Below are 24,919 nucleotides of genomic sequence, written 5' to 3' on the forward strand. Positions count from 1 at the left end.
TTGCTCCCGTTGCTCCCGTTGCTCCCGTTGCTCCCGTTGCTCCCGTTGCTCCCGTTGCTCCCGTTGCTCCCGTTGCTCCCGTTGCTCCCGTTGCTCCCGTTGCTCCCGTTGCTCCCGTTGCTCCCGTTGGACCGACCGATCCTTGGCCATGACAACATGAAAAATGTGATTCGCTGACATATATTTTCTTTGCCATACAGAATCACCAACCTTCAAGGAAGTTATGTATTAGTAAATGCATAAAGTATCATTCGGGACACGCACTAGTATCTAGTAATTTGTGGAGTTTTACGCCTGAAATTTTCTCGCCTTTCCCTACTTCTACCCGAGCAACAACCCTCGTTATTTCGCCAGAATGAAGTAGAAAACGAAGCCAGCATCCCGCCTGGCTTCGTTTAGGTTGTTCCATATTTGATTAGAAATTGAATTTGAGATTCGGTGAAATGGCCGTTTGTTGCAGATTAGGTTCTCGGTCATTGCTTATTTCTTTTCTGCTATTTCAAAATAAACGATTTCACCCAATCGAATGTGATGCTTTTTCCCATGAACTACAAGAGCTACGTGATCAATGAAAACACCGTCAAGTGTTCCTACCAATTTGCCGACCGTTGTCGTGATGACAATCATTACCCCTATGTGCTCCATCAAACGCTCTGTAAATTTAGGTTCCACAGCCGTCGTGTACATAACATTTTTCGGCAAAACCAGATTTTCCTTGTGCTGTACGTCTTCATTCCGATAATATTGTGGAGCTGGGAATGAGGCATAGGCTTGCGGATAACCATAATACACCAATCTATTCATGTGCTGCATACTCCCTTGTCATAAATTGAAAGCATATCTATAAAGTATGACAAATACCTATGTAGCGTTCCTATATGTGAAGAATCACCCCTGTTGGATCCATTAGATCGGCATAGTGACTTTGCGCAGATTTCCAGAGATACACTGAATATTAACTATTAACCGTACAATTAAAGTAGTATCATAATATCAAAATCCGATATCGGAATTAATAGAAAATAGGGGGACTTATGAAGGTAAATTCGAAAATATAACAGCCTTACCGAAAAGGGCGATATGGTTCTGAAAGAAGCGAAAAATAAAGCATACGAGTTATTCAAGGAAATCAAAGATTAGTGTTGAATTCCTAGTTCATACCTAAAAGGTGGAGGGATCACTATGGAAAAATTTATTAACCCCCGTTCTCTGCTGGAAAAGCTTAACTCTAAGGTACCCCCAAAAGTGATTGATGTACGTTCTCCAGAGGAATATGAGCAAGGCCATGTTCCGGATGCACTTAATATTCCCATTGATCAATTGACGGAGAGGATACTGGAAATTCCGATGGATCAACCGATTATAACTTATTGCAACATGCATCATCCCGGGCAATCCAGAGGTGAAAAAGCGCAACATCTACTCTCGGAGAAAGGTTTCAACGTACAAGCTATTGAGGGTGGATTTAACGAGTGGAGCCGGTTAAAGCTGCCGACGAAATCAGAAAAGTGATGAGGTTGAAAAAGATGACGCAACGACCGGATACGAAATCGTCGAGTACAGCAGCGCAAGCAAAAGAACATTCCAAAAGCTCGCTTCTTGAAATCCTCGGAGCCTCGACGAAACTTGGGTTGACAGCATTTGGCGGCCCTATCGCTCATTTAGGCTATTTTCGCGACGAATATGTCAACCGTAGAAAATGGCTCGATGAAAAAAGCTATGCCGATTTGGTCGCACTGTGCCAGTTTCTTCCGGGACCCGCCAGCAGCCAAGTCGGGATTTCCATCGGCATGATGCGCGGCGGGATGCTTGGCGGGATCGCTTCCTGGATCGGTTTTACTTTGCCCTCCGCTTTGGCGTTGATGATTTTTGCTTATGCATTAAAAAATTACGATGTAAGCAATGCCGGTTGGCTTCATGGGCTAATGATCGCTGCCGTTGTCGTAGTGACACAAGCGGTTTGGGGGATGGCTCGAAGCCTCGCTCCAGATCGTACTCGGGGGACGATTGCCATCTTGGCCGCGATCATCACCTTATTATGGCCTTCCGCTTACGGTCAATTGATAGTCATTGCCGCCGCGGGGCTGTTCGGCCGTTTTTTTCTGGCAAAATCCGAGATACCGGAAACTCCTCATCTGGGCATATCCATCAGCCGCCGCCCAGCCGTTGTCGCCTGGATTTTGTTTTGTGGATTGTTGATCGGATTACCGCTATTACATGCAGTGTTTCCTTCCCATTGGCTGGCTGTGTTCGACAGCTTTTTCCGCGTCGGTTCACTTGTCTTTGGTGGGGGCCATGTTGTACTTCCGATGATTCAGGCCGAAGTGGTTCCTTCAGGTTGGCTAACGGATTCTCAATTTCTTGCCGGTTACGGGGCGGCTCAAGCCGTACCGGGGCCTTTGTTTACCTTCTCCGCTTACTTGGGAACCGTAATGAACGGCTGGACTGGAGGAATGGTTGCTCTAATCGCGATGTTTCTTCCGTCCTTTCTGTTGGTTACAGGTGCATTACCGTTTTGGGATGCGATTCGCCGTCGCCCAAATTTTCAATCGGTCTTGAAAGGAATTAACGCCGCTGTTGTTGGCATTTTGCTCGCTGCCCTGTTTAATCCTGTTTGGCTGAAGGCGATTCATACGCCTTATGACTTTTGCCTAGCTATTGCTGCGTTCGGATTGCTTATGTTGTGGAAGCTTCCCCCTTGGGTAATCGTCTTATTCTCGGCAGCGGGCGGCGCCTTGATCTCTATGTTTTCCTAAGAATTTATATGGATAAACAAAATAATATGTAAATAGTTTCCATTTACGTTTAAACGGTGCAGCAGAGTTGCAAAAATATAGTCAGATCACAGGATCGATTGCCAAATGACCGTTACGGAACATCGTATTTCTCTATGCAATTATCCGCCCACTGGATAATTGCATTTTTATTTTGTAGCCAAAGCGAGATAATAAAAGCCTACAAGTAATCTTAAGGTAATAAAGTTCTCCCCGGGAGTTCAATCGTAAATTTTTCTGAGTTGAGACAGATAGTCCTCTTTATTAAAAGTCATTGAAGGAATTTTATCTAGCCATTCGACTTTAGAACCAATTCGATCGTAACCCAAAAGCAAATCATCTCTTGTACTCTTATCAATACCGATTTGCTTCCATATGAGATACCCATCGGCTATTACAACATTTGCAACAATTACAGTACACCACAAATCACAATCGTCTGGGCACATTAACACCGGCAAAACTATTTGTCTACTATCTGAATTGAACTTCTTTTAAGAAATTCTTTCTCTTTCGGGTCGTCGATCCAATTAATTATTGTTGGAATCATACCCAGAAGGTTATCTGAAGGATAATAACAATGAGGCAATGAATCTAGAGGGGTCCCGTCAATGACAATCGTAAGGTGTTCTACATCACAGAATACGCTCTTCAGCGGAACGACTTCAATTTTATTCATCAATACCATTGTTTGAACACTTCCCCTCTGGCACCTGGTTTATTAAATCATTCTGGATAAAGGAACAGATGCCAAACGCGGCGATCTGCTCCTAGTTATTCAAATATCGTATCCGTTAACATTCCTGTAGGTGCTAAGAGAATCAATTTGCATAAAAATAGTCGCCTCGCTAGGATGAGTATGTACTGGGTTGCAGCCCTCAGAACTCACCTTAGGAGGCGTTATCATGAAGTCTAGACTAATTAATGCACAAAATCAACGTGTAGAGCGAATCTCCACTTCCACTCTTGTCATTGGCATCGACATTGCCAAGGAGAAGCACGCTGCGCAAGCTATTAACTTTCGAGGTATTGTCTTAACCAACCGCCCTATCATGTTTTCGAATGACATCGGCGGGTTTGAACACTTTGAACGTAGCGTTCAGAAATTACAGAAAATGCACGGTATGAACGACGTTGTTGTCGGAATGGAGAGTACCGGTCACTATTGGTTCAATATTGCCAACTGGTTGATGAAACGTGGTATTGATGTTGTTCTTGTCAATCCAATGACAACCAAACGCAATAAGGAAAACAGAGATAACTCTCCTTCAAAAAATGACCCAAAGGATGCACTTGTCATTGCCGATGCCGTGAGCCGAGGGTTCTACACATTGTTCTCTCCAAAGGAAGATGCGTTTCGCCGTATTCGGGTCATTGTGACAAACCGAGAGCACTGGGTTGTTGAATCTGGACGGATTGAAAACCGAATCCACCGTTGGCTCGACATCCGTTTTCCAGAATACCGAAAAGCATTTGACGACATTTTTAGCATTCGTTCTTTAGCCACTTTGCGTCGTTTTCCAGCCCCTTCAGACTTGTTGCAACTAGCTCCAGAGCAAATGGTGGAAATCTGGGGAGAGTACATGGCTAGACCTGGTGGCCTGCGAGGCAAGAATAAGGCAATTGAGCTTCAAGAACTCGCTAGACATAGCGTCGGGGACTCTGTTGCCCTTGAGGAAGACAAATGGGAACTGAGGCACTTACTAGACGAATACGAACGAGTTCGACAAATCATTGATGAAGCGGATGATATGATCGAAAAGTTACTGCCTGAAGTCCCTTGTTCCGACCTTGTACGTTCTGTCGGTATTTCCTTACCTGCAACGGCTGCCATATTAGCATTTGGAGGGGATTTAAGTCAGCTGTCTCATGGGAATCAGTTATTGCGAAAGGCAGGATTGAACCTGGCAGAACGAAGTTCTGGTAAATACAAAGGCAAAATTAAGCTCACGAAACGAGGCAACTCATTATTACGTAAGCATTTGTATTTCACTGTGTTTCACCTGTTATCTCACAACTATACATTCCAAGCCCTTCATGCACACAATGTTGAGGTGAAACGGATGACAAAAATGCAGTCCATGATGAAGTTGATTGGGAAACTGGCTCGAATGCTTGTAGCAATGGCGAAAGAAGGACAAAAATTCTCCGAAGATAAGGCTCAACTACCGTTAGTAGCTTAAAAACCTAAAATTGCAACCAGGCACGAAGATTGGCTCATTCTCAGGATTTCACAAAGAAAGCACGGGGTACCGAGACCATTACGCTTTAGGGCATAGACCCGTTCCGTTAACGCTGATCGGACTCCACACCTTGGATAGATAGGACGAAGGAATGTGAGGGCATAGACCCGTCGAGATTTGGGAGAGTGAATCCCAAGGACCTTGTGGAGAGAGACGTGCAGCAAACGATTTTCATGGAAGATGTTGTAATTAAGTCAACACCTTCTATTTCCGCATGCGCTCTAACGGGTCTTTCTAACAGCACGAGCTCTCATTTCAACTCCTACTTAAACAAGGTACTTTAAATCCTGCGAATGAGCGAGCATTCGTGAGATAAACCTTATTCTCAGAGGGAGCGGAATGACCTAATTGCAATTTATGATACGATTCTCCGCGATGTCTTTAATGGCAAGTTTAACATCGACCTGTTGTTTGCTAGCTATATTTTTTGTGCATGAAAAAGCATCTACAGCGATGGTGGCTGTAGATGCGACATTGGCATTGCTATATGATTTCAGAGCGGCTAAGCGCAGTTGCAACAGCTGGACGGAGCCGCTAAGATGAATACCCTTTGCCGTTTAATTCAAATGGTTATGGGGCACTTTCCTGAGTTGTCCCATGCATTCGTTTCACAAGTGTAAATTAATGAAATGCGTTTGACAGGATGGATTCAAGGCTTCGTGCTGGACGACCTGATAATTTTTCAATGTCCCCCGTAACGATATCGAAATCTCCAGTAGAGAAGTTTTGCTGACTACTCACAATTAAATTGATGATTTCTGCCGGAAGTCCCACTTGCTGAAGCTGTGCTTGTAGCGTCTCAACTGGTACTGTTATAAATGAAACTGGTTTACTACTAGTTTTCGTGATGAGTTCTGCACGCTGTGCACCTGTTAGGCTTTCTGGTCCAGTTCCGTTATAAATTGCACCATCGTGATCATCGCCGAGTAGCAAACCAGCTGCTGCAGCGGCGATATCATCGCGTGAAACGAATGCGACTTTGTTTTCAGTGAAACCTGGAAGAACGCCATGAGCTAACGACATTTGCGCGTCCATGATGAAAGACTCTGCATAGTAGTTCATGCGCAAAATGCTCCATTTGCTTGCTTTACGAATTAAATGCTGTTCGCCGACAAAGTAGTCATATGCGATGTTCGATTTTTCCGTGTTGCGCACGCCTGCAGATGACACAAGGACAATGTGTGGAACGCCGGCTTCTACAGCTGCATCAATAGCTGCAATAAACTGTTCTGAACGATGACCAGGTTTTACTTCGGACGACGGAATAAGCAGTAAGCGATCCAAACCTTTGTAAGCCTCGATCATCGAAGATGGTTGATTGTAATCACCGAAACGTGCTTCCACGCCATCAATTGCAATTTTCTCTGGAGAACGCGTGATTGCTACAACACTATGTTGTCCAGCCGCACGCTCCAACAATTCTTTTACCGTTGCTCCACCTAATTGTCCACTAGCACCATTTACACCAATTTTCATGATTCAATTACCTCCAATTTATAATTTATCTTTTTTAAATCATTTACATACATCAAGCGATAGAATGTCGATTCAACACCTTTCGCTTAGTCAACGATTGTTGTATAGTCAATATAACAAGTTGGATATCTATAAGCAATCGACAATATTACAGATTTATCGCTTAACCAACATAGTGATAAAAATGTCTAAGAAAGGTGAGAGTTTTATGGAAAAACAAATCGATCCCCGTACTCTTCGCACCCGAAAGCTCATTATGGATGCATTTTTAGAGTTATCGACGAAAAAGGATTTTAAAGACTTCACAATTGGGGATATTACATCTGCTGCAACGGTTAATCGCGCAACATTTTATAACCATTTCATTGACAAATATGACTTGCTTGAAAAAGTGTTACGTGAAAGCGTGATGAGAGATGTCCTTCAAGAAGTAAGTACGCATGAGGTCATTAACGAAGAGACGATTAGGGCTATTTTTAACTCGATTATTAAGTTCCAAACAATGATTAGTAACCAATGTCATCGAAGTTATGAAGCATTTACACCCCAAATAGAAATGATCTTTAAAAATGAACTCCAAGCCTTTTTTTCAGAGTGGACACGAAAACAATGGTCTAACCCAAACCGAATAGAAGTAGAGACTTTTGCGGTGATGTTAAGCTGGTCACTTTATGGGGCTGCAATGCATTGGATGCAAGATCACACGACAAAGCCAGAAGATTACGTAAAGCAAATATTGCATTTCATAAAACTAGAATAACTCGGATGAAGAAAATTTATTTGCATGAAAAAAGCATCTACAGCGGCGGTGGCTGTAGATGCAATTAAGTTAATGATAATATTTTCTGGTTACAACACAACCAGCCTGGAAATTGAGCATTGCCGCTTCGACATTCAGCTCAATTCTCCACTTTACCACTATTTGTGATACGGTTCACCGTATCTATTGATAGGGTAAACTCAGATGACTCACCATTACTATGATAACTATTCTTGAAAAAAGAAAAATAAAGCAGACATGCACTAACCATCGTGTTGGCATGTCTGCTTGTTATGTCTAAAGCGTCATTGACATGGTATACTAGAACGAATCCACGTCAAGTAAGGTTAAAGGTTACAGTTACGTTGCAGTTCTTCAATTGGATGCCGAAACCAGCCAATTGCAAGAAGCTATGATGAGGTATTAACATGAAATTTAAGGTCTTTGCTGTAGGTGACAAGATAGAAAAGTTTTATCTTGAAGCCATTAAAGAATATGAGAAGCGTTTAAGCAGGTACTGCGATATTAAATTGACCCACATAAATAAAAAGGAGCAACTACAAAGCAAACTTAGGTCGAACTACTTTGTCATTGCCGTCTCCCATCACTGAACGGCCTATTTCATCAGAGGAACTTGCATCCAAAATAGATAATTGGGCTTCGACAGGTAACTCTGATGTTTCCATTGTTATAGGTGCAGAGGATATTCCCCATATTGAGATAGTGACCTTAAACCAGATGGAGATGGATTTGGGCTTGAACACAGCTATACTATTTGAGCAAATTTATCGAGCATATAGGATCATTAATATTCATCCTTACCACAAATGAAAAATTATGTGAGTTGTTCGTTACTGTCATTAAAGTGCAAACAATTGATTATTCTAGTTCCCCAGCTTTTTTCGTGAACGGGATCAGACCATCTTTCAGACCAACAACCTGAATCACTAAGCATTCGAATAGCCAGTGAAACTGCTTCTTGTTTATATATTTTTAAATTAAGGATGTCACTATGCACAAACTCTTTTTTAAACGTTTCTAAATCAGAAATGTATTCATATTCATGCGACAGAAATTCTTTATTATTATCAGTTGCTTTGTCTAATGCAGATAGAGGTTCTTCTATCCAATGTTTATTTAGTTTTCCCCTTTGATTAATTAAATCTCTAATGTAGTTATATTCCGGCTCACAAATGTCACACGTAGCAGCAATATGCAAAGCCCATATGCCATTATAAAATATAATGTTATCAGGATGCCCTTTCATTCTTTCTAAAATTTTAATACTTTGCTTGAGTATATATTTCACGCCATTGGGCTGTTGTTTAAATAGTACTGCTAACATACCTAAATAAACTCCTGAGCAATCTTCAATGAACTCATCGTAATCTCTGCTTAAACCAAAATGTGGACCAATTATCTCCATATAGCTACTGCTCTCTTGCCATTCCTTTAACATAAGAAGATATGCCTTATCACTCTTGATACAAGATAAGATAGCTAAATAAATTCCATAAGAAAAATGATACGCTATATAATCTTCATAATTGTCATTACAGTTGGAGCCATAAGTTATTTTTTTGTCCAAGAATCTAATGAACTCATCGTGCAGGCTCGGAAGCTGTTGAGCTAAATCTGCATAAATCGGCAAAATATCGTTCCAACTGTGCTTGTACACATTTTCTATGTGTACAAGCACAGTTGTTATATTAATATCTTCCCAATACTCATCAAAGGTAAATAACTTCATTAAGCCCTCTATATTAATATTCTTATTGATTCTCCTATGCTGTGAAATCACATCCAGTACCAACTTATTCAAATCACCTTTGCATATCTCATAAATTCTATAGTTATTTCTTCCATATTGATACTCAAGATCTTTAAGTATCGCTGGGTCATCACCAGATTTTACAAAGACGTGAAAAAAGAACAGTGGCTTCTCAAAATAATGATTCGATTTGCTGAATATCTTAAGTGGATTCGCGGCTGAAGCGTTAGTAGAATAACTTTCGATTTCGAAAATCATTATTGGATAGTTAGTATCTTCCTTATCAACAAACCAGGCTACGTCTATTGCTTGGTTGTTTTCTCCTTTTTTCACAGGAAACTCGGATCTAACATGATAATCAAGTATGATGCCAAGATTTTGAATATTCGATAATAGATCAATACCTTTCGCTAAAGTATGTCTTCCCACTTTAAATCAGTCCTTTTCTTTTAAACTTATATTTATTTGGCGTCTGCTCACTTACCTTCAAGAATGTCATAATCTGTAGTATAGTATATCTTATTAGAAAATTTTGGTGGGTGGTGTAGATATGGATGTTGTAATTCGCTCTAACATTGAGTCATTGAAAATGATAACAGAAGAAACTTGGCAGGACGTGCTAGAAACCGATTGCGAGGGGGTAAAAAATAAACTGCTTATTGAAGACGATTACATTAAATTACTGGATTCTCTCCCTAAGCAGATCAAAATTTCTATTTTAGAACCCTTCAGTGTGTCAAAAGTAACTGATCTCCCACGACCTCTAACTAATCTGATAAAAATGGATATCTTATCAATTGGCTATCTCAAAGAGTTTACTTCCCAATTAACCGGAGAGATAGCTATGGAATATCTTAAGGATGGACTAGTTCAAAGTGGATTCTGGGAAGCAGTTGAAAAAACAAACAAATTGAATCGCACAATCTATGCCTTTATGCTATCACAAATTGATGTGGAACTCTTACAGATGAGCTATTTAGTGAGCAGATGTGAGAAGTTTGCTTATGAAGAATATCTTCTGCTAATGGATATGGAAAACATTCCAGATCCACTTAAACAAGCTGAATTACGCCAATTAGAGCAGACTGGAATCGTAGATCCTACAATCACTACTGAACTTGTTAACGGCATATTAAAGCGTTATGAATCATCTAATTCTACAAACTTGTCAAGTACTTGCTTGAAAATTCTACATTACAACAATGAAATTTTAATTTTTATCTTACGAGAATCTCAACGAGGAGGCTTAAGAACTTTCCAAAAATACATTGTAGATATGAATGCAGATCTAATAGTTTTTAGATTTAGCCCAACCCTTAAAGATCTCAGAGTGCGAGCGGTCAGCGTCGTAAAAGAAGAAGTTTATCAAACCATTGCAAATAATATTATCGTTAATCTTGATCCACGGCTGCCTGCTAACTATGTGAAACGTAGCAATGGTAACTCTATTGAAATATTTCAAAAATTTCTCCAAACATTATTAGTCGATAATGTGCCTGGTGTACAACTTAATTTAATTGAGTTAGTCGCTCCGCTTCCTGGAAAACCATTAATAACGGTTGAAAAGAAATCTGGAGATATCTCATTGATTCGATCCCTTGAGGATACATCTAAAAACGTTACATTGTCACTACTTATTCCTGATTCCACCGTAAAAAAAATAAAGATTGCCTTCATTGTTAATAAAAAAACCCACATCTTCACCTTCTATTTTTCAGAAATTTCGGAACAAATTTATATTACAATATCTGGTACTGGTGGAGGTACTCAAAAAAAGAGGAATTTAATATCTTTATTACATGATTATACTGACGCCCGTATAGTAGAATCCAAGGAGAAGTAACTATGTTAATTCCAGTATTGGGGACACGTTATACCGACGACCTTCCATCATACGTTCTAAACCTCAAAAATAATAATTATATTAATTTGGATAAATTCATAGAACTTGATTGTATAGGCAGAGAGAGCACAAACATTGGAGATAGGATGATAGGTTGTAGAAAAATGACCATCCTACCTGCCGAAGATGAAATTGATTTAGTTGAGTGCTCTCATTGTGATAATAATTATTTCGAAGAAGAAATTGCCCTCTGTTGTAACATTTACTTTGAAATCACTTCCATTAATTACAGCAAAATTTTTGAAGACACTTTAAACTTAATTGAATCGACTGGTTGTGCACTATTACGTATTAATAATCGAACTGGAAATTATTTATTACAAGTTGAAGGGCGTCAGTATCTTTTAGTTCTTGAGGGAGAGGCAACTGACTTCTTATCTATATCTAAAGCTATTCAAGAAAAAGATGGTCTCATCTTCATTAAATTAGTTGAAAATAAAATACCTACACTCCCTGATACTATTGTTAGTATATCAGCAATAGATATAATTACTTCTGGGTTTGAAAAAGAAAAATACAGACTTCGTGATTTACCAAGTGCCCAAAATGTTATTGAAAGTATCCAAAAAATTTCTCTTGTTGAAGAAGAAATATTAAGCAAGAGTTCGTTAGTAACTTGGCAAGCGGTTGAAAATGAGTTAACCAATTTTTTCTTAGATAAACTTCGCTCCCAACAGATTGAACTGTATAAATATAGAACGATGCTGGACTCGTATCCGAGATTCAGGAGGATTCCTGTCAACGCTGCTGGTGCAGGTAATGCTGATAAGCTTACAATTGACCTTTTAGATTATCTAGACGAGGTCATTAGAGGGGACTTCACAGCAGATGCAAAATGTTATACTACAACAGCAGTTGATCATCACACTATAGAAAAAGTACAACACCATCTTTCTAAAGACAAATTTAATTCAAAACGAATTCTAATACTAGCTACTACAAATAAGGTCACATGTTGGGATGATGTTCATAATTATAAAATATCAACTGGACAATATCGACTATTGATATTTTCTGCGAGAATTATTTCAGAAGTAGTAGTCCACCTTGATTTTGCAAATGAGTTCTTGTCTCTCCTTCAAAATTGTGTAGCTGCCGATAATCATATCAAATCAACAAAGAAAAAAAGTACTAAAACACCTTAATATCTTAGGTGTTTTAGTACCTTTACATATTAAGTTGAATTCAATTGTTTCTTAAAGTTTGAAGTATATCTCCTAAAGATACATTGCTTTGACCCGCCCCTTCATGCATGTAAATAATAGAGTTAGGCTCAGTGGCGTACCAAACAAAAGTATCCCAAGCAATCGACGGAGTAAGTTTCTTACTAACCCCATCCGTTCTATCCCTAAAGGCGGTAACAAAAGTATAGTCTTTCCCCTTATAGCCTGCTTCCTCTGCTATTGAGATAAGCTCTAGCTTCCGCCTATCTGATATTGGCCCATCAGTGGCAACGCATTCGACAAAGACGATTAACGGCTCTCTTCTGCCTAGATCAACCATGATAATATCCGGCAGAACTTTGGTTACATCAATATGAAAACCAATAGCAGAACAAATCCTGTCATCATTTACAACAATCTTTTTAGCTGATTCACTGATTAATAAAACAGCAGGCTCTTTGAGGAACCGCTTTGACATTTTCTCCACGACAGCTTTTGCAATATCGGAACTCGGGCCCGGAGATAGCTTCCTTACTTCTCCATTCGGTAGTTGGACTAATACACCATCGTCAATCGATGTTGCCATATTTTTTGAGATAGCGATTCTCGCTCTTGCAATTGCAGAAAGATTCGACTCCTGCCAGTTAACAATCGCCTGATTAAGTTCTTCTTCAACCAGCAGAGGATTAAATAGCTCCGCAAAATCAGTCTGTAGGGTATATCTTGGTGCTGGAGACGTAGTAGCTAGCCCGCCTTTTTCAACAATAGCTCCAAGATGTACAAGCGTCCGAATCGTCTCATCGCGGATTGATTCACGAGTATTTTCCTTATACCATCTACCCGGAATATCCTTTTCTTTGTTTTTCCTGTTCAGGCTATTTTCAAGCCAAGAGTACCTTGCCCGCTCCTCTTTTACTTGGGCCTGTTCATCTGTCATACAAGTTACAATTGCAGGTCTGATCCAATTCTGCCCTTGTACGCTGAATGAATACAGCATCACAAAAATCGTCCTCGCACCGATGTCCCTCAATATATATCCGTTAGGATCAAGCTCTTTGGTAAAAATCATACCCAGCCTTCTTGAGACCTCTTCAACACTCGGTACTTCATTCGAAAGCCAGCCGTAGCTCATCTCAGACCTCCAAGATTATAAGCCTTCAATACAATTTGCTCTACGCAACGGCTTAAATCCTCTTCATTAATCTGGTTTGTCTTATACTGTTGCACTAATTCTTCAACACCCAATACTTTTCTTAACGGTGGCAATGGCAGAGCATGGAGCTCCGACGCTGAGACAGCAACACTACCGGAAATGCATCTGAATATGCGATCTACTACAGAAGTGTTTAGAATCAATGATAATGCTTCAGGCGAGAGTATCTGCTGATCAACCGAATGAATCATGTTCACATGATTTTCGATGACCGCTCCGTTCCATTCTGACAAAAACTCTTGTGGAAGCACAGTTGATATTAACCGTCGTTGTTGTTCTTTTGAGGTGGTACGTTGCAACAACACTACTGGCTGTTTACAGACAAGAAAACCTTGGCCATCCAGTATATTAATAAATTTCGGTTTCTTTGTTTTATAATCAAAAGTAAAGTTCCCATTGACTATCGCATGTGACCAGATTATTGGATATGAGCCATCTTGCGGACTATTCTCAAGTTGCTCCTTGTGTCGGTTCCATACCAGCGGCCCGGTCGATACTTTATATCCATAGTCTTTAATATTGGTTTTCATTTTATTGAGTTTCTTAATTAACTTAGTCTCAGAACTATCCCTTGGAAGTAACCACGGACTCGTTCCTTCATTTAATTGAAATGTTCCTACTCTGTTGACTCTGTATCCCACAATGTCTGTTTTGATATTATGAATGCTTGTTTCTTTGGAGTCATTTGGGCCAAAAACAGTTAGACATGTTTCCTGCAAGACCTCATCGAATACACCCGAACGTTCAGTAATAAAATCAATGTCTAAGGGAGGAGCCTCTTCCATCAGCAAACTCCTTAAATTAGAAAAATACTGCCCCCCCATAAACGAGGTTGGAGTTACAAATCCAATAAAGCCTTCTGAAGATTTCATTCTCAAAGCAGCATCAATGAATAAACCATACATATTGGCATGACCGTACAGTGACCTTGAATATGCTTCTCTGAGTTTTTCATTGAGAGTAACTCGGCCATACGGCGGATTTCCTACAATGAGCTGATATCTCTTGTCTTGCTTCAATGCATATTCAATTGTATCATCATGTCTAACGATATTCTTCATCTTACGACCAATTATACAAGCGTCTTGATAAGTCACTACATCTAGCATCACTTGTGTCAGCCATCCAGCGAATTCATCTATTTCAATCCCTGAAAGATGATTTTCCAGATGCTTAATTCTTTCTTCCGCTGACAAACATTTTATTCTGTGATCGCCCAAGATTCGATTTGCCACAGGTACCAAAAATGCTCCGCCACCACATGCGGGGTCTAGTATGCTGTCTTTTGACCAGTTAACCCCTTCCGATCCCAAGAGATCAAGAAGCCTTTCCGCTATGACTGGAGGCGTATAATAAATACCATATTCGGCTTTGTATTTTTGAGGTAGCAGGTACGTATACAATACTCCGATGTAATAACTGCACTCTATAATTGAGAGGGTGGACAAATAATCTCCAATTTGTTTTGCCAGTTTGTTGCTCTCTAAATCTAGTTGCAATCTTTTGTACTTACAGCTTCTAAGCTCAAACCGCTTCTTTGAATCAACAATTCTCCATAATGATTTTAGTACCAGAAAACAAAATGAAGGAGAAAACAACATCTCATACTCTTTGTTGGTTTCAACATGTTTTCGTTTATTATTAAGTGCTTGTATTTTGTAGGTATCCCAAGATGGTTTAATTATCTCTTGTGAAATTTCATTTATAAGCGGCATCAAATCACCATCTCTTTAAGTAGTTATATAACCTGTTATTATTCGACGCATTGTGTCGATTTTCCTGCTTTTTTTAGTAACCAGTATAATATTTACGTTTCTGTTATTTGCCTGCCCTGAATTATCGAAACAGTAAACACATTCGGCTTTAACACAAGCTCCCCATCTTCAAACTTGCCAAATGGGTCTTGGATAACAACAATATCACGATGGTGTTGCTGATCAATATTTGTAATCCGGTACAAGTAATATTGCTCTCTATACTTCTTTGCTTTATTCCACTCATTTAAGGTGATATCAAATTTCATTGAACCACCGACAGTGGTTTTACATTCAATATACCGCGGTCTTCCATCAAGTTCATATGACAATATATCGTATCCAGCCCCACAGTCATACAAACTTACATGTTGAACTGATTCGGCTAAATCCTCACGTCCGTCTTGCACTAACCGCAGCCGTTCAAATTCAAATACGAATTCTTCACCCATGAGTCCGATAGCTTCCCATTCTTCACGTTTGTTCTTGAAAGCTTCTGGGCTAATGCTTGTCCGTAAATTATCATCGTCTATAGATTGGTTGGAGTACTCAGCATTCGGAAAAAGATCAATACCACGATTTCCACGACAATATGCCATGATGATAGCTACTTTCAAGAAATTATTAATAAATCCGGAAGTTGTTTGTCCGTGTAGCCATTCTTTTGTTTGAGTATCATAAGTTCCTATGTGCCAGCGTGGAGCTCTGTCATCAGGCTCGATAAGCAATCCTTCCTGGTCGAGAAGTAAACAAGCCTCTTCTTTTATTCTCTCATTGGTTTGTTGAACATCCATTCCATTACGAGGTCTTTGACCGGATACTTTAACAACTTGCCCGATCTCTACTATTCGCTCTGAATCAAGAAAGCCAACTGTTTTGCAGTGGAAACAAGTAATTTGATACGATCTTAAATTTGGTGTCCTTACTTCAATACGATGGTAGTTAGGATCATTATCAGAGTACCAATATTGAATTTGTAGAACATGCTGTTCATGAGGCAGCATTACATCGTATTCCAAGAGGCTCTCTTGATCAAAGAAGCTGTCTCTTAAGATGAAATTGATATCAACATCACCAATTCGAGTTTCAATTTTTTGCGGTGCCTCATCTACGATCTTATTGTTGAATGCATCAATATGTTCAGTGGACATTCAAAACCACCCTCACAATTTATTGTTGTCGCTGATGCTCATAACAATATATCCGGCTATTGAATCGCTTCGGCTGAGACAAACAGAATTCCTTCACTTTCTGCGTCACAGGCTTGCCGCAAGATGCACATACATACAAGTCACCTTGTGCCGTCGAACCTGTATTTTTGACAACAATGTTATCAGCGGCGGGTGCTGATTCACTAATTAATGTCGACGCTGCGTTCACTTTAGCCATTTCATCAATCAATTTCTCCCGATCCCACAATACTACACCAAGTCGCTTAGCACCGTCGATTGCCTGCTCAGTAAATCCACTGTTGGTAATAACCCATGCTTCATTGCACTTATAAACATCCTTGCTCGTGTACACCTGCTGAATAGCCTCATAACCAACATTTTTTTGCCAGCGTTTAGCTTGTACAACGACCTTTTTGCTTGCTGAAGTAAGTATAAGATCGGCACCGTAGTCACCTTGCCCACCAGTACGCTTTACTTGCCATCCACGCTTCTTAAAGAAACGTTCAAGGTAGCGTTCAAATGTTGACCCGCTCATCTTGTCTATTTCATGGATATTCGCTCGCTCCATCTTCATCTTGATATTGGCAAGATAAATACCAAGTCCAGCAGCCATGACAAATACGAGAACGATTAGTAATGGACTGAGCCATACACCGCCGATCATCGAACCAGCATACTTGCCGATGATTACATAGTTGAAGACGAGGAAAACCACAATAGCCATCATGCTCTTTACGACCATCTCAATTAACATATCTTCAAACGTCTGCTTCTTTCTTCTTCTAGCCATTGTGATCCCCCGTTTGGAACATTATCTAAGTTGTAATCAGTTGCCTTCCCATGTCGACTCACCGTCAGCGTTTTTGTTGTACAATCGATATCTTCCAATACCAGTACGATTATATAAATCCTGTTGGCCCGACAGATAGTAGTCCGTGATTCCATAGGAATAACTGCCCCTGTCAACTCACAGCACATATAAAGAAACTTTTTCCATTTTACCATATTAGCGGGACTTTTGAACTGTTTTTTAATCCAATTTTCCTATACATCAAATGAATGTCTATTTTGTAACCTCAATTACTATTGTCATATCCAATTATTAATCTACATCAGATATATTGCTTCACAATGAAATCTGTAACATCAATGGGAGTGAATTATGAAAAAATCTTCTACTTTCTCTTTGCACCGCCTCCGAAAAGCCAAAAAGACGAACTCTCAGGTAAAATGAGCGTTCATCTTGAGGTCGGATGCTTAATCTCTATCTATATATCGTCAATGTTATGATAATGTAACATGACAACACCTTTTTCAAGCAAATATCTTTGTTAATGTTCTATCACAGACGATAACGCGAAGTATCCAGTTGAGAGTCAATCACCGAACTGGTAGCTACAAAATCTGCATATCTTCGCTTTAACCTTAATGGTTTCTGCACATTGTGGGCATTCCTTCGTATCCTGAATTTCTCCGGATGTTCTCTGAATTGTTTCGACTTCATGTTGAATTAATTCCTGTTGGTTAAGCATGTGCTGTTGGAAGATATCCTTCTGCTCCAGCATCTCCGCTTGATGATGTTCTTCTAGTTGCTTTCTGGTCACACGAAGCTTTGCAATCTCTGCTTCAAGCTGCTGAATGATGGCTTCAGCCGCGTCTTGCTTGGCTGTGGCTCTTATCAACATGCCTGTGCCTTTACTTCTCCATATGCCTCCAAGCACGAACATCAGCAAGCTGAATGCCACCATGATGAGAAATAGAGGCATATCATCGATCCCTTCTGAAAGTACAAGCAGGACTACGAATGATGCAATGGTACCGAGTATAAACGCAATCCAACTGATGAATCGCAGGAATCCTCCACCGAGCTCACCGCCGACTCCTTTGACCGCATTGCGATCCAATTCCGTATCCAGTGCAGCTAATTCCTTATCGATTTGCTGAAGTTTCAAATGATATTCTCGCTCTAGTTGCTCCATCTTCATCTTGAATGCATCGGTCGTATTTACCGTGCGAATAAATTGTTGCATGTAGATGTCTCCTTTTTAGTCCGTTGCTGTTAGCAAGTCTACTCGATTTTCTCACGAGTCAGTAGTAGTATCCAGCTCGAATCTTATCTTCGATGTTAGTGGCTAACATCAGCAAAGTGAGATAAGGATGGCGAACATTTTGTTTAAGGCGTTGTAAAATAGAGGGAGCCCGCGGCTCCCCCTGCCTGATGATGAATGTTACAGATTGATGCGGCGAATGGCTTTGTTCTCATCGTCGTAGACGATGACATTTCCGTTGCTATCAAAGCTCATGTGGCTGATTATATTAATCGGATTGCCGTCGTTGTAGGTAAGGTCTTTGCCGTCGATGAAGATGGAAATTTGACCATTTTGGCTGATCTCGTAGATAGTAGAGTCACCGGATGCATAAAATTTTCCGTTGTAAGATACAACTGATTCAAATGTAAGATTCTCAAATTTCTTGATTGTCTCGATCTTACGCGGGAAAATGTGCGTTTTAGTTAGAATGCTACTGTAAGTATCGAAAATCCAAATGTCATCGTTCGTTGCAATCGCATCAACTTTGGAGGCATAGATATTTGTTCTTCCTGTCGCACCAAAGGTCGGGGCATTGTTATCAAGATTTCTACCAAGCAGGTTACCCCGGTTAGGCAAAGTGCTACTAATTAAATGTGAGTAATTCTGATAAGTATACCCATCTGTTGAATACCCATAGACTAGATGTTCTGCATCCTGAAATGCCATAAAACTAATAAAGTGATAAGACCCAGCACTTTCCTCTTGGGAATATGTCGCAAGACTAACAGTCGAACTGATTTCATATATTTGTGAACTAGAAGACGATGAAACTGCTAAATACAACTTGTTACTAACTGGATTGTATCGCATTATTACATATCCTGATTTATCCAAGGGGAACTTGCTGTCTATATTGTTATCTTTCAAAGTAATTGTTTCAACATTACCGTTAGATTTATTAAACTTGCGAACTTTATTCTTATCTCCATCAAGGAAGTAAATGTTGTCGTCCTTGTCCGTTACAATACTGCTGACTTCATTGATTTTAGCCATGCTTACCGGCCCATCCACATCGCCTTTTCCCAATCCACCAACAAGCGTATCGACGCTAAACTTAGCAGCCTGCGACGGTTGTTGTGGTTGAGTTGGTGTTGTTGGCTTTGGTGTAGATGGTTGCGTTACAGAAGGTGTAGTCGGTGTAGATGAATCTTCTTGACCTCCAACGCCTTTGTTATCATTTCCATACATAAAGGCCCGCCAAAGCATTGTCGCAGCTTCTGCTCGCGTTATGGAGTTCTGAGCACGGAAGGTCTCATCTTCGTAACCCGATACAAGTCCGTTTGCTACTGCAATGGAAACAAAATCTTTAGCACTCTCAGAAATCCCGTCGTAATCCTTAAACATGGCCTCGATGACGGAACGGTTCGCTAATCTTGCGACATCGTATCCTTTGAGTTTCACCATCGCAACGGTAATATCTTCACGTAATGCAGGTGCTGTCGGATTGAAGATGTACTGACCGTCTGCCGTTCTGAAGCCGGTCATATACTGGCTGACAGTCTCGATGTATGGCGAATACCAGTCTGTTGTCTTCACATCGGAAAATCTAGAGTAATTTACCTTTTTGGCTTGTAGGCCAGCGGCTTTTACGATGATCGTCGCGAACTCTGCTCTTGAGATTGTATTTTCCGGTCGGAACTTGTTATCGGGATAACCTTCTATCACTTTCTTGTTGACCATTTCAGCTATGTATCGATATGCCCAGTGATTGCCTGTGACATCCGTAAAGGATATTGACGGTGTCGTTTGCGGAGAGTTCTTTAGTTCCTCGCCATAATTAACTGGAGCGGCAAGAACTTGTCCGGCCAACGCTATTGTTAGCACACCGGTTATGAGTGCTGGTGCAAGTTTCTTCTTGTTCATGTGATTTCCCCCAAGTCGTATGAATTGTGAATATAACGAATTGAAAATTAAGTAGTAGCGGCGGTGAAAGTTCTGTTGTCTTCGGTTTAGCAATCATCCCCTTGTTTTTAAACTGAAGCATTGCATATGCAGAAGAATCGAGTTCCTCTTCCATTAAGCACGATGTACCATATGGTAGATGATTCCATAGTGACTATTTTACTATAACCAACAGCGTAATTTCTACATTTTTTATACTATTCGATTATGTCACTATTATTTACTCCTCTCTACGCTTGGGAGAGGAGGTTGATTGAATGAATAGTTTAATGCGGCTTGTTGGTGAGCAATTGCGGTTGGTTCGCAAAGCAAGGGGATTGACGCAGGAAGAATTAGCGGAAAAATGCGGATTGAGCTTCTCATATATTTCAGACATTGAGCGTGGAAGCAGAAACGTGACTCTCGAATCTTTGGATAAGCTGATGGTAGCTCTGGATGTGATGCCGAGCGAAGTGTTCAATTTCAAAGACATTGAGAGCGTAAATGCTGCTGATGATAAGCGGATGATGATTGAGATTTTGCGTTCGCTGTTAGTCGAGCGGCGACCGGATGAAGTGCGGTTTGTTTTGAAAATGGCTCAAGAATTTATCCAGACCGTGGACAACCAAAGGAAAATGAGCGGCCAATAGGGCTAAAAAATTGGATACAATTTCTCCCGGCACCACCATGCATAAATGAAGTACCCCCGGTCAGTCGTTTAATGCCACACCCCTCCACATATAAAGGACTGTATATCTGTCGAACTGGCAGGTTTCAGTCCCTTTTTGCGTTGTACGGGTGATGGACAGTGAGGATAGATGGAAGGTGAGATGCTTCCAGAACGAAAGCGAGGTAGGTGCAGATGACCGCTTAAATCATAACGTTGATCGTCGCTGTGGTTGAGTTTCAGAAATCATGTGGGTGGTTGTACTTATCCACGCTTGTCCCGCTTTATTAACGTTGTGCGATTGGACAGGTTCAGAATTGACGAAGAAGGCTTTTAATTATGAAGACAAATGAAAATGGAGGCGGTTTTCGATGCAGATGAGAATTTGCTTGGCAAGTGAAAGAACATGCAATCGGACAGATAATACCGAGGGAGTTTGGCTGACTCTGCCGACGAGTCGGACTGAACTGGAGCAGGTTATACAACACATCGAGAATGATGAGATCAAATCTCTGATTGCCGATTTTGATGCACCATTCATCATTGAGCGGCACGATGATGTCTTTGCGATCAATGATGCCGCCGCTGTATTCAGTCAATACGATTATCGGCTTGTATATGCGTTGTTCGGATGTACTGAGGGCGTGGATCAAGTGATTCGCATTTTGAAGGGTGGTCATTGCATCGTGTACTACGATGTGGACTGCCTCCGTGATGTTGCGGATAAATTGGTGCAGTCAGGATACTATGGACGCATTCCTGCCGCTGTTAAGAGATACATCGATTTCGACAAAATCGTTGCCGACTTGGAAGAAGCAGGTTGGCACATGCAATACGAGGTTCATGTTGCAGTATTACCGCTGACATAGGCGGGTGCCTTACAGTATTGTGCCTGCTCATAAGCGGGCTTATTTGCGTTTACAGAGAGAAGTTTGCCGGGGTGAAAGTACGGCTTATTAGGAGGTGAGTTGAACATGATTGTAAAGAAAGGCTTGCCAGAGGAACTAGCGACATTGTTAAGGCAATTGGTTGTCAATGGAAGCATTCGCATTGCGGGAACGACACTGTTTGTGTATTTCAAACGATGCTGGCAGTTAGACGATGATCTGGCCGCTTACTATATGCGGCGGTACTTCGAGAAGTATTATGGCAATCAACTGCAACGGCATCGTGAGCGAACGGCAAAGGGTTAGAAATCGACTTCATATTATTTGCAAGACAAAATTTCAAATTTGAAAGGAGACAACCGAGCATGACTTATGAATCATTCAGGTGTAACAGTTCCAAGGAATATCTTGGGTACTGCGAACAGAAAGGCTTTGTCTACTCTATCAGGATTGACGCTGGAAAGTACGCAGTGGTCTCTCTCCGAAATGCCCGAATTACTGTGCTTATTTCTTATGCGGTTCCATCGTCATTGGTCAATGCATGAGTCACTTCATCGGAGATTGCAGTTGTTATAGTATTCAGAGCATCGTAACACAAGTCATTGCTCGTAGCCAAATTGTTGATACAACGACATGAAGGCTATTTTTTATGCCCTGAAGGGAGGTGACGTACATGGCGAAGATACAGGAGCTAATGGCGAGAAAACGGCAGTTGAAGGCAGTCATGCGGATGATGGAAAGCGATGCGAGCTTTGATACCGAGGAAGGCAGGATGTATGCTTCATTGCTGGTTAAGTTGGTAGTAGTTGAAATGCATATTGAAGCACAAGAAAAAGAAAAAATCGCCCACATATAGGAGCGATTAAGTAAAACACGTTGCTATCATCATAACCGAATACCATCACATCACGCAATAGGAGGAGCCGCTGAGGTTTCTCCTTTTTGCATATAACGGAGGTAAAACCATGAATTCATATGAATTGTCATCCATCAAATCACTGTTTACCGAAGCGTTGGCCGAGAAGCAAGGATCATACATCATTAACGAAATCTTTGCACGCTTTCCATCATTGTCTGAATTAATGAATGTGACTGAACAAGAGTTAACGGTTATTAAAGGTGTTGGCACCGTCAGGGCTAAGCAGATCATAGCCACACTACAGTTGGCAAGAAAACTGAATACTCCGGTCAGCAGCCATCCTCATATAATACGCTCCCCCAAGGATGCCGCTGATCTACTGATTCCTCAGATGCGGTATCTGCAACAGGAACATTTTGTTGTCCTATTTCTGAATACCAAGAATCATATCATTGGTCAGCCGGAAACAATCTCCATCGGATCGCTGAACGCCGCGATTGTTCATCCGCGTGAAGTATTTAGGGCCGCAGTAAAACGCTCTACGGCCTCCATACTATGTGCTCATAACCATCCTAGTGGCGACCCTACGCCCTCATCTGAAGACATTCAACTAACCGCTCGTCTAGTCGATGCTGGAAGCATCATGGGTGTGGACGTGCTTGATCACATTATTGTCGGAGGTGATATGTTCAGAAGTCTCAAAGAACAGGGACTTATGTAACTAGATATTCCTCGTCATTTTCATCATCTGCATGACCTACAGCGGTTCGCTATCAGCGGGCCGCTGTTTTCATTTCACTATACAAAACGGAGGCTGAGCCTAAATGAGGCAACAATGGGAAGCGAAATATGAAATGCTTGTTGACATTATCAGTCAACTGCAACAAAAGCTAGATGCTACGGAACAACGGGTGGAATGGTTATTGATGGATGTCTACCGTGGCAAGCATGATATGAACGTGAATACAGTTCGGGTTCTGATGCATCTGGCAGCGGCGGAGAACGCCGCTCTGACGCATCAGCTTTACGAACTGCGTCTAACAAAAGTCATTCTGGCCCGCCTCATCCGCAATACCGATTTATTTCATTAATCATCAACAATAAAAATGGAGTGTGATCTTCGTGAATAATAATGAGAAGCAATGGATCGTCCCTGCCGTGAATCAGGCAAAAGGTCAGCAGCAGCAACCACAAATACTTGCAATACGTACTATCATGGCTCCAGACAGCGGCACATCATCAACAACACCGAACATTATAGTGTGTATTATTGAAGCGAAGAACGATCGTTTTGAAATCATTTTGCTTGACGATGGCTTCGCCGTGGGTGGGCATAGCAAGTTTACATTGTTGCGGCGGGCTATTGGTAAGATTTGCGGCGGCATACGTATGCGGTTTTTTCAAGCTTCCGATTCGGTCGGACTTAAATACAAAATGCTGATTGATGGGAAACAATTGTACGTGAATGTGGACGTACTACGGATGCCGATACAAGCGTTGCTGAAACTTTGTGGCGAGATACCGGAACTACTCCGAACAGCGTCAGCCTCTCTAAAATCAATTACTAGCCGTGCTGATGAATCGAGATATACAAAGTCGTTACAGGTTAGTCAGCACTCCACACTGAGCCTCGTAGTGAGTGATAAGGGCTTGCGATTCTTACCTCACATTGCACTCAAACCATCCGAGTTAACTGTGAATGTCAGCATCAACGAGGATGAATTATATATTCGCTCATGCGGATGGCGGCTGTTTCATAAATCACCTACAGCATTTGCTTTCTACTCCTATAGGACACCGGTCATCTTGCATCAAGAGAGTTACACTATACCAATACCACCTGATGTCACCCACGCATTGCTTGCTGTTAACGAAGAGGTTGTATTCGAGGTATTTGCAGATTGAACTTGGTCTCTGCGGGTATATCCGGCATTGGGTTGGTTATCGGCTCGCTAACGCTCGCCGACACGAACCACTCTCCACCGCCTCTCATGAGAGAGGCCCGCAGGAAGGCTTCAGCCCTCCTGCACCTCCCATATTCGCCTGCCGCGTGGCAAGCCCGGCAACTTGTTTGCCGGGCAATACAAGAGCGTGGTTGGTATGCCCGCAAGTCAAGGTTTCCCTTCGGCGGCTAACGCCGACCATTGACTTGCTTACTGTGGATCATTGAACCCTGCCTTAGTCTTAATCGCTACTTTTGGTTCAACCCTTCGTTCGCAGGAGTGTTATTGGCTACACAAACAAACTGCCGTACCTGCAAAGCATTTAGAGGCCGCTCGCTGACGCTCGCGACCCTATACATCGTT

25 protein-coding genes and 1 pseudogene are annotated in these 24,919 nt (G+C 41.2%); 16 read left to right on the top strand and 10 right to left on the bottom strand.

From position 1 onward, the window contains the following. Together GSF01_RS29860 and GSF01_RS22500 are read right to left on the bottom strand one after the other, a co-directional pair. Positions 1–196 (bottom strand): hypothetical protein (locus GSF01_RS29860; protein WP_235941685.1); only part of this gene is annotated, 196 nt, incomplete at its 3' end. Between the two features lie 284 nt (positions 197–480). Further along, positions 481–804, bottom strand: coding sequence for a DUF2642 domain-containing protein (locus GSF01_RS22500; protein WP_159887546.1), 324 nt, complete (start codon positions 802–804; stop codon positions 481–483). Positions 805–1,044: 240 nt separating this feature from the next. Here GSF01_RS22500 and GSF01_RS29865 point away from each other — a divergent pair. The 4 genes and pseudogenes from GSF01_RS29865 to GSF01_RS22520 form a co-directional block, all read left to right on the top strand. Further along, positions 1,045–1,140 (top strand): annotated as a pseudogene (locus tag GSF01_RS29865) (PadR family transcriptional regulator); the annotation flags it as partial. Between the two features lie 42 nt (positions 1,141–1,182). Next, positions 1,183–1,512, top strand: coding sequence for a rhodanese-like domain-containing protein (locus GSF01_RS22510; RefSeq protein ID WP_159887547.1), 330 nt, complete (start codon positions 1,183–1,185; stop codon positions 1,510–1,512). A 14-nt stretch (positions 1,513–1,526) separates the two neighbouring features. Beyond that, entirely contained in the window at positions 1,527–2,756 is a 1,230-nt protein-coding gene (chrA, locus tag GSF01_RS22515) for a chromate efflux transporter (protein WP_159887580.1), read from the top strand. Positions 2,757–3,679: 923 nt separating this feature from the next. Further along, positions 3,680–4,957, top strand: coding sequence for an IS110 family RNA-guided transposase (locus GSF01_RS22520; protein ID WP_159887548.1), 1,278 nt, complete (start codon positions 3,680–3,682; stop codon positions 4,955–4,957). 681 nt (positions 4,958–5,638) lie between these two features. Here the strand turns inward: GSF01_RS22520 and GSF01_RS22525 are convergent. Then, the gene (locus GSF01_RS22525) at positions 5,639–6,493 is read right to left on the bottom strand and encodes an SDR family oxidoreductase (RefSeq protein WP_201305465.1); all 855 of its coding nucleotides are present in this window, start codon (positions 6,491–6,493) and stop codon (positions 5,639–5,641) included. Positions 6,494–6,701: 208 nt separating this feature from the next. Here GSF01_RS22525 and GSF01_RS22530 point away from each other — a divergent pair, with 208 nt between their 5' ends. From GSF01_RS22530 to GSF01_RS30110, 3 genes are all read left to right on the top strand, one after another. Further along, positions 6,702–7,253 (top strand): TetR/AcrR family transcriptional regulator, encoded by a 552-nt coding sequence (locus GSF01_RS22530; protein WP_159887549.1) that lies wholly within the window; start codon positions 6,702–6,704, stop codon positions 7,251–7,253. Between the two features lie 428 nt (positions 7,254–7,681). Next, entirely contained in the window at positions 7,682–7,864 is a 183-nt protein-coding gene (locus tag GSF01_RS30105; protein ID WP_268893734.1) for a 23S rRNA (pseudouridine(1915)-N(3))-methyltransferase RlmH, read from the top strand. Next, positions 7,845–8,084 (top strand): 23S rRNA (pseudouridine(1915)-N(3))-methyltransferase RlmH, encoded by a 240-nt coding sequence (locus GSF01_RS30110; protein ID WP_268893736.1) that lies wholly within the window; start codon positions 7,845–7,847, stop codon positions 8,082–8,084. Before GSF01_RS30105 ends, GSF01_RS30110 begins: the two co-directional genes overlap by 20 nt. A 4-nt stretch (positions 8,085–8,088) precedes the next feature. On the opposite strand, the gene GSF01_RS22540 is transcribed toward GSF01_RS30110, so the two are convergent. After that, a complete protein-coding gene (locus tag GSF01_RS22540) occupies positions 8,089–9,453 on the bottom strand; it encodes a hypothetical protein (RefSeq protein WP_159887550.1) in 1,365 nt (454 codons plus the stop codon). Positions 9,454–9,574: 121 nt separating this feature from the next. On the opposite strand from GSF01_RS22540, the gene GSF01_RS22545 reads away from it, so the two are divergent. Both GSF01_RS22545 and GSF01_RS22550 read left to right on the top strand, forming a co-directional pair. Beyond that, positions 9,575–10,867 carry a hypothetical protein gene (locus tag GSF01_RS22545; RefSeq protein ID WP_159887551.1) on the top strand — a complete coding sequence of 431 codons (1,293 nt, stop codon included), beginning with the start codon at positions 9,575–9,577 and terminating at the stop codon, positions 10,865–10,867. A 2-nt stretch (positions 10,868–10,869) separates the two neighbouring features. Next, positions 10,870–12,072: a hypothetical protein gene (locus tag GSF01_RS22550; RefSeq protein WP_159887552.1), complete on the top strand. Its 1,203-nt coding sequence runs from the start codon at positions 10,870–10,872 to the stop codon at positions 12,070–12,072. Between the two features lie 40 nt (positions 12,073–12,112). Here the strand turns inward: GSF01_RS22550 and GSF01_RS22555 are convergent, their stop codons facing one another. The 6 genes from GSF01_RS22555 to GSF01_RS22580 form a co-directional block, all read right to left on the bottom strand. Continuing rightward, positions 12,113–13,222, bottom strand: coding sequence for a BsuBI/PstI family type II restriction endonuclease (locus tag GSF01_RS22555; protein ID WP_159887553.1), 1,110 nt, complete (start codon positions 13,220–13,222; stop codon positions 12,113–12,115). Then, a complete protein-coding gene (locus GSF01_RS22560) occupies positions 13,219–15,018 on the bottom strand; it encodes an HsdM family class I SAM-dependent methyltransferase (protein WP_159887554.1) in 1,800 nt (599 codons plus the stop codon). Before GSF01_RS22560 ends, GSF01_RS22555 begins: the two co-directional genes overlap by 4 nt. Positions 15,019–15,110: 92 nt before the next feature. Then, complete coding sequence (locus tag GSF01_RS22565; protein ID WP_159887555.1) at positions 15,111–16,208, bottom strand: DUF3883 domain-containing protein; 1,098 nt, start codon at positions 16,206–16,208, stop codon at positions 15,111–15,113. A 19-nt stretch (positions 16,209–16,227) separates the two neighbouring features. Continuing rightward, entirely contained in the window at positions 16,228–17,019 is a 792-nt protein-coding gene (locus GSF01_RS22570; RefSeq protein ID WP_159887556.1) for a restriction endonuclease, read from the bottom strand. Between the two features lie 586 nt (positions 17,020–17,605). After that, positions 17,606–18,259, bottom strand: coding sequence for a zinc ribbon domain-containing protein (locus GSF01_RS22575; protein ID WP_159887557.1), 654 nt, complete (start codon positions 18,257–18,259; stop codon positions 17,606–17,608). Positions 18,260–18,457: 198 nt separating this feature from the next. After that, on the bottom strand, positions 18,458–20,182 hold the full coding sequence (locus GSF01_RS22580) for an S-layer homology domain-containing protein (RefSeq protein ID WP_159887558.1): 1,725 nt from the start codon (positions 20,180–20,182) through the stop codon (positions 18,458–18,460). Positions 20,183–20,478: 296 nt separating this feature from the next. Here GSF01_RS22580 and GSF01_RS22585 point away from each other — a divergent pair, with 296 nt between their 5' ends. From GSF01_RS22585 to GSF01_RS22615, 7 genes are all read left to right on the top strand, one after another. Then, positions 20,479–20,850, top strand: coding sequence for a helix-turn-helix domain-containing protein (locus tag GSF01_RS22585; RefSeq protein WP_159887559.1), 372 nt, complete (start codon positions 20,479–20,481; stop codon positions 20,848–20,850). A 388-nt stretch (positions 20,851–21,238) separates the two neighbouring features. Next, positions 21,239–21,736, top strand: coding sequence for an antirestriction protein ArdA (locus GSF01_RS22590; RefSeq protein WP_159887560.1), 498 nt, complete (start codon positions 21,239–21,241; stop codon positions 21,734–21,736). Between the two features lie 105 nt (positions 21,737–21,841). After that, a complete protein-coding gene (locus GSF01_RS22595; protein ID WP_159887561.1) occupies positions 21,842–22,060 on the top strand; it encodes a hypothetical protein in 219 nt (72 codons plus the stop codon). A gap of 367 nt (positions 22,061–22,427) precedes the next feature. Beyond that, positions 22,428–22,610 carry a hypothetical protein gene (locus tag GSF01_RS22600; protein ID WP_159887562.1) on the top strand — a complete coding sequence of 61 codons (183 nt, stop codon included), beginning with the start codon at positions 22,428–22,430 and terminating at the stop codon, positions 22,608–22,610. 70 nt (positions 22,611–22,680) lie between these two features. Further along, positions 22,681–23,334: a RadC family protein gene (radC, locus tag GSF01_RS22605; protein WP_268893737.1), complete on the top strand. Its 654-nt coding sequence runs from the start codon at positions 22,681–22,683 to the stop codon at positions 23,332–23,334. A gap of 103 nt (positions 23,335–23,437) precedes the next feature. Beyond that, a complete protein-coding gene (locus tag GSF01_RS22610; protein WP_159887564.1) occupies positions 23,438–23,704 on the top strand; it encodes a hypothetical protein in 267 nt (88 codons plus the stop codon). A gap of 31 nt (positions 23,705–23,735) precedes the next feature. Further along, on the top strand, positions 23,736–24,518 hold the full coding sequence (locus GSF01_RS22615) for a hypothetical protein (RefSeq protein ID WP_159887565.1): 783 nt from the start codon (positions 23,736–23,738) through the stop codon (positions 24,516–24,518). Positions 24,519–24,919: the final 401 nt, after the last annotated feature.

This window comes from Paenibacillus puerhi (assembly GCF_009846885.1).
In the GTDB taxonomy this organism is placed as follows: Bacteria; Bacillota; Bacilli; order Paenibacillales; family NBRC-103111; genus Paenibacillus_G; species Paenibacillus_G puerhi.

Excerpts from the sequence above, each read along its gene's own strand:
- GSF01_RS22595 (WP_159887561.1), top strand. The coding sequence starts at position 21,842 with ATGATTGTAAAGAAAGGCTTGCCAGAGGAACTAGCGACATTGTTAAGG.
- GSF01_RS22550 (WP_159887552.1), top strand. The coding sequence starts at position 10,870 with ATGTTAATTCCAGTATTGGGGACACGTTATACCGACGACCTTCCATCA.
- GSF01_RS22545 (WP_159887551.1), top strand. The coding sequence starts at position 9,575 with ATGGATGTTGTAATTCGCTCTAACATTGAGTCATTGAAAATGATAACA.
- GSF01_RS22500 (WP_159887546.1), bottom strand. The coding sequence starts at position 804 with ATGAATAGATTGGTGTATTATGGTTATCCGCAAGCCTATGCCTCATTC.
- GSF01_RS22565 (WP_159887555.1), bottom strand. The coding sequence starts at position 16,208 with ATGTCCACTGAACATATTGATGCATTCAACAATAAGATCGTAGATGAG.
- GSF01_RS22580 (WP_159887558.1), bottom strand. The coding sequence starts at position 20,182 with ATGAACAAGAAGAAACTTGCACCAGCACTCATAACCGGTGTGCTAACA.
- GSF01_RS22555 (WP_159887553.1), bottom strand. The coding sequence starts at position 13,222 with ATGAGCTACGGCTGGCTTTCGAATGAAGTACCGAGTGTTGAAGAGGTC.
- GSF01_RS22520 (WP_159887548.1), top strand. The coding sequence starts at position 3,680 with ATGAAGTCTAGACTAATTAATGCACAAAATCAACGTGTAGAGCGAATC.
- GSF01_RS22575 (WP_159887557.1), bottom strand. The coding sequence starts at position 18,259 with ATGCAACAATTTATTCGCACGGTAAATACGACCGATGCATTCAAGATG.
- GSF01_RS22590 (WP_159887560.1), top strand. The coding sequence starts at position 21,239 with ATGCAGATGAGAATTTGCTTGGCAAGTGAAAGAACATGCAATCGGACA.
- GSF01_RS22600 (WP_159887562.1), top strand. The coding sequence starts at position 22,428 with ATGGCGAAGATACAGGAGCTAATGGCGAGAAAACGGCAGTTGAAGGCA.
- GSF01_RS22585 (WP_159887559.1), top strand. The coding sequence starts at position 20,479 with ATGAATAGTTTAATGCGGCTTGTTGGTGAGCAATTGCGGTTGGTTCGC.
- GSF01_RS22525 (WP_201305465.1), bottom strand. The coding sequence starts at position 6,493 with ATGAAAATTGGTGTAAATGGTGCTAGTGGACAATTAGGTGGAGCAACG.
- GSF01_RS22560 (WP_159887554.1), bottom strand. The coding sequence starts at position 15,018 with ATGCCGCTTATAAATGAAATTTCACAAGAGATAATTAAACCATCTTGG.
- GSF01_RS30105 (WP_268893734.1), top strand. The coding sequence starts at position 7,682 with ATGAAATTTAAGGTCTTTGCTGTAGGTGACAAGATAGAAAAGTTTTAT.
- GSF01_RS22570 (WP_159887556.1), bottom strand. The coding sequence starts at position 17,019 with ATGGCTAGAAGAAGAAAGAAGCAGACGTTTGAAGATATGTTAATTGAG.
- chrA (WP_159887580.1), top strand. The coding sequence starts at position 1,527 with ATGACGCAACGACCGGATACGAAATCGTCGAGTACAGCAGCGCAAGCA.
- GSF01_RS22530 (WP_159887549.1), top strand. The coding sequence starts at position 6,702 with ATGGAAAAACAAATCGATCCCCGTACTCTTCGCACCCGAAAGCTCATT.
- GSF01_RS22510 (WP_159887547.1), top strand. The coding sequence starts at position 1,183 with ATGGAAAAATTTATTAACCCCCGTTCTCTGCTGGAAAAGCTTAACTCT.
- GSF01_RS22610 (WP_159887564.1), top strand. The coding sequence starts at position 23,438 with ATGAGGCAACAATGGGAAGCGAAATATGAAATGCTTGTTGACATTATC.